The 4,329-nt window shown below is 52.9% G+C and carries 3 protein-coding genes; all 3 read right to left on the reverse strand.

What is annotated here, in order from left to right; all coding sequences use genetic code 11:
* Nucleotides 1-248: 248 nt before the first annotated feature.
* Genes HWQ67_RS13595 through HWQ67_RS13605 form a run of 3 tightly spaced genes read right to left on the reverse strand, consistent with a single transcriptional unit; the run spans nucleotide 249 to nucleotide 4,051 of the window.
* Nucleotides 249-1,463 carry a type II secretion system F family protein gene (locus HWQ67_RS13595; RefSeq protein WP_218253232.1) on the reverse strand — a complete coding sequence of 405 codons (1,215 nt, stop codon included), beginning with the start codon at nucleotides 1,461-1,463 and terminating at the stop codon, nucleotides 249-251.
* 9 nt (nucleotides 1,464-1,472) lie between these two features.
* On the reverse strand, nucleotides 1,473-3,023 hold the full coding sequence (gene gspE, locus HWQ67_RS13600; protein ID WP_218253233.1) for a type II secretion system ATPase GspE: 1,551 nt from the start codon (nucleotides 3,021-3,023) through the stop codon (nucleotides 1,473-1,475).
* Between the two features lie 8 nt (nucleotides 3,024-3,031).
* Nucleotides 3,032-4,051 carry an aspartate-semialdehyde dehydrogenase gene (locus tag HWQ67_RS13605; protein WP_218253234.1) on the reverse strand — a complete coding sequence of 340 codons (1,020 nt, stop codon included), beginning with the start codon at nucleotides 4,049-4,051 and terminating at the stop codon, nucleotides 3,032-3,034.
* Nucleotides 4,052-4,329: the final 278 nt, after the last annotated feature.

A 4,329-nucleotide genomic window follows, 5' to 3' on the forward strand; every position in this document is an offset into this window, starting at 1 on the left:
AGGTTTCGCAAGAAGGGGTCAAGGGGACTGGTCCCCTTGCGGGGGGTTCTGAAGGGGGGCGGAGCCGCCCCTTTCTTTCTTTTGCTACCATGAAATATAAAGAGGATACAACAATTTTGTACTGCTTCATTAATTCCCCCATTCTAATAATGCGAACTACCGCTGACAGTATCCTCTCATTTCATCATCGTGATCATATTTTTTCTTAGGGTCAAATGCGATTGCCCTGGCGGCATTTTGCAGGCATTCTACATAGGCATGTCGTTGATGCTAAAGATGGCCATTAGCATGGACATGACAATGAAGCCTACTACAACGCCCATTATCAGAATCATGGCCGGTTCGACTATGCTTATGAACCTCCTGACGGTCGTCTTGAGGGCCTTTTCGTAGGTATCGGCCACCTTCAGGAGCATCGTATCGAGGTGCCCGGACTCCTCGCCGACCTTGATCATGGATATGGCCAGGGCGGGAAAGACGTTGGATGCTATGATAGGCCCCGTGATACCCTGTCCCTCCTTGGCGCCCTTTATTACGCCGTCTATGGCCTGACGGATTACCATGTTGCTGACGACATCCTTGACGTTGCGCAAGGCATCCAGCAGGGGCACTCCGCTCTTTAGCAACGTCCCCAGGGTCCTGCAAAACCTCGACGTCTCAAGCCGCACCACGATGTCCCTGAAGATCTTCAGCATTAAGGCATCCCATGAGTTCCGGCCCTCCGGTGAGTTGATGTAGACCCTGAATAGGAATATAACCGTCGCAATCGCAGCAACGATTACCCACCAGTAGGCGATCATAAGGTCGCTGATCTTCAACAGTATCTGGGTTGGCAGCGGGAGAGTCTGACCGAGGTCTTCAAAGATCACCGAAAACTTGGGTATAACATACGTCATCAGAACGACAACCGATGCCCCGCCGCTTAACATCAGTATGACGGGATAGATCATGGCCGAGTATATGTGGTCTTTAAGCTCCTTTGAGGTCTCAAGAAAGTCGTTGAGCTTGAGCATGACCGACTCAAGGACGCCCCCCAGCTCCCCGGCCCTGACAATGTTGACGTACAGACGGGGAAAGACGCGCGGGTGTTTCATAAGGGCATCGGAGAAGGAACTCCCCTCACGGATGTACTTAAGTATCGAGGAGATGACCTCCTGCATGGAGGCGTGTTCGGATATCTCACTGAGTATGCCCAGTCCCCTGTCCAGTGGCAGCCCCGCCCCCAGGAGCGCCGATAACTCGGTCGTAAAGGTCAGGACTTCGGAGGCAGCTGAACGCTTTATCAGCTCCATTTTTTTGCCTCCTGCCTCTGCCCTCTTGCCCTCCCTGCTCTGGGTGATCTTAAGGGGTATGAGGCCGGAATTTTTCAGGGACTCCACAACCGCCCTCTCATCGGCGGCATTGATCACCCCTTCGGTGAGTTCCCCGGTGCGGGTGGTTGCACGATATTGGAAGACCGGCATCGTATTTCTTTAGACCTCCTGAGTGACCCTCAGAATTTCGGCGATAGTGGTCATACCCCTGCTGACCTTGTCCTTGCCGCTTTCCAGGAGGGTTTTCATACCGGCGTGGCGTGCGGCATTTCTGAGTTGTGCGGAGTCGGCATTGGCCATGATGAGTTTTCTGACATCGTGGTCGATGGTCATCAGCTCAAAGATGCCGGTTCTGCCGAGGAATCCGGTGTGTGAACAGTTGTCGCATCCCCTGCCCCTGAACAGTCTTGCCTCCGCCCCCAGACCGATCATGGCAAGCTCCTCCGGTGTGGCCAGGGTGTCGTCGGGTTCCTTGCAGTGTGGACAGATCATGCGCACAAGGCGCTGGGCCAGCAGTCCCCTCAGCGTGGAGGAAAGCAGGAAGTTCTCCACCCCCATGTCGATGAGCCTGGTGATGGCGCTTGGGGCATCGTTTGTGTGTAGCGTGGAAAACACCAGATGCCCCGTCAGAGCCGACTGTATGGCGATCTCTGCGGTTTCGAGGTCCCTGACTTCTCCGATCATTATGATGTCGGGGTCTTGCCTGACGATGTGTCTGAGCGTGTTGGCAAAACTCAGGCCGATCTGCTGCTTGACCTGTATCTGATTGACTCCGTTGAGGTGGTATTCAACGGGGTCTTCGACGGTGATGATCTTTTTGTCTTCGGTGTTGATCTTGTCCAGGGCGCCATAGAGGGTGGTGGTCTTGCCGCTACCCGTAGGGCCGGTGACCAGGATTATACCGTGCGGCTTCTTGATGAGACCGTTAAAGGTGTTCAGCAGTTCAGCGGGAAACCCCAACCTGTGCAGGTCTATGACGATGGATTCCTTGTCCAGGAGCCTCATCACGATGCTTTCGCCATAGAGCACCGGGATGGTAGAGACACGGATATCGATCTCCTTTGCGGCAATCTTGAGCTTTATCCTGCCATCCTGGGGCAAACGGCGCTCGGCTATGTTGAGTTTGGCCATTATCTTTACCCTGGAGATGATGGCTGGCTGGAGTTTTTTGGGGGCCGATTCCACGTCGTGCAGGACGCCGTCTATGCGGTATCGCACCTTCAGTTCGTTATCGAAGGGCTCTATGTGGATATCGCTTGCCCTGCCCTCGATGGCTCGTGTAATGAGGAGGTTGACCAGCTTGATTATAGGGGCCTCCGAGGCCAGCCCCTTGAGGTGATCGACATCCTCGTCATATTCCTCCTTGAAGTCGAAGGAGGCATCGCCAACGCCAATGTTCTCTATTATCTTGTTGACGGTGGCCTCTTTGCCGAAGAACTTGTCGAGGTAGTCCTTGATGAGGTTTTCATCGGCGCTACAGACATCGATATCGTGTCCCGTGGCTACGGACAGGGCATCGATGACGTCCATATCCCAGGGCCTTGCCATGATGACGCGCAACCTGTTGTCACGCACATCGCATGGGATTATGAGGTTGCGATTCAAAAACCGAGAGCTTATGCCATCAAGGACAAGCGGGACCTTTGGAAAATCACTGGCAATGACCACAACACTGGCGTTGATCCCGTTACCGGTTAATTGCTCCTGCATTGGGGGTTCTATGCAAACTCTACGAGTTTTTCGGCTATCTGCACTGCATTAAGGGCGGCTCCCTTTCTGAGGTTGTCTGACACTATCCACATGTTTATACCGTTTTCTATGGACTCGTCCTCTCTGATCCTGCCCACGTAGACGGCATCCATGCCGGAGGCCTCCAGGGCCAGCGGATAGACGTTCTTGTCGGGGTCGTCAAAGACCAACACCCCGGGGGCCGTTGACAACAGGGCACGTACCTCGTTGGCTGTGAGCTTTCGTTCGGTCTCAATGTTTACACTTTCGGAGTGTCCGCGGAAGACGGGTACACGCACGGTCGTTGCCGTTACACGTATGGAGGGGTCACCCATTATCTTTTTGGTTTCGTTGACCATCTTTATTTCTTCCTTTGTGTAGCCGTTTTCGAGGAACTTGTCTATGTGTGGCAAACAATTAAATGCTATCTGGTGTGGATAGACGTTGCGCTTTACCTCCTGGAAGCTCAGGATGCTGCGACACTGCTCCAGGAGCTCGTCCATTGCCTTCTTACCGGTGCCGGATACCGCCTGATACGTCGATACCACGATGCGCTTGATCCGTGCGGCATCGTGTATTGGCTTGAGGGCTACGACCATCTGGATGGTTGAACAGTTGGGGTTGGCGATGATACCCTTGTGCCATTTTATGTCTTCGGGGTTGACTTCCGGCACCACCAACGGGACGTCATCACGCATCCTGAAGGCGCTGGAGTTATCCACGACCACGCACCCACTGTCTGCCGCTACGGGGGCATAGTCCTCGCTGCGTTGCGCACCGGCTGAAAACAGCGCTATGTCTATACCCTTAAAGGCATTGTTATCGAGACATTCCACCCGTATCTGGTCATCCTTAAAGTCTACCTTAAGCCCCTGGGAACGCTCGGAGGCAAAGAGCCTCAATTGTTCCACGGGGAACTTTCTTTCCTCCAGCACGGAGATCATCTCCTGGCCCACCGCACCTGTCGCTCCAACCACTGCTACCACGTAGCGTTGCTTCTTCTTTAACATCTTACCGTATCTCCTGTTTGTTTCATGTCATAATAATATCGATTCACATATTATAACATAAACATGCAAAGACGGTATTTATTACCTGACATCGGGGTGCATAAGAAACTCATGGGTGCCTTGGGGAAAGAAAGGGGCAGCACCCCATAGGTGTTAAGTTAAGCATGATACGTATCCTCTTTAAATTTCATGGTAAACACTTTTTTACCCTGGTGACAATCCTTCTGTCTTACTTCTGATGATATCAGATAAGGCCGGCATTTTGAATTGTCTGCTTA

This window comes from Candidatus Magnetobacterium casense (assembly GCF_019173545.1).
Lineage (GTDB): Bacteria > Nitrospirota > Thermodesulfovibrionia > Thermodesulfovibrionales > Magnetobacteriaceae > Magnetobacterium > Magnetobacterium cryptolimnobacter.

Coding starts and splice junctions, on each gene's coding strand:
- HWQ67_RS13605 (WP_218253234.1), bottom strand. CDS start 4,051: ATGTTAAAGAAGAAGCAACGCTACGTGGTAGCAGTGGTTGGAGCGACA.
- gspE (WP_218253233.1), bottom strand. CDS start 3,023: ATGCAGGAGCAATTAACCGGTAACGGGATCAACGCCAGTGTTGTGGTC.
- HWQ67_RS13595 (WP_218253232.1), bottom strand. CDS start 1,463: ATGCCGGTCTTCCAATATCGTGCAACCACCCGCACCGGGGAACTCACC.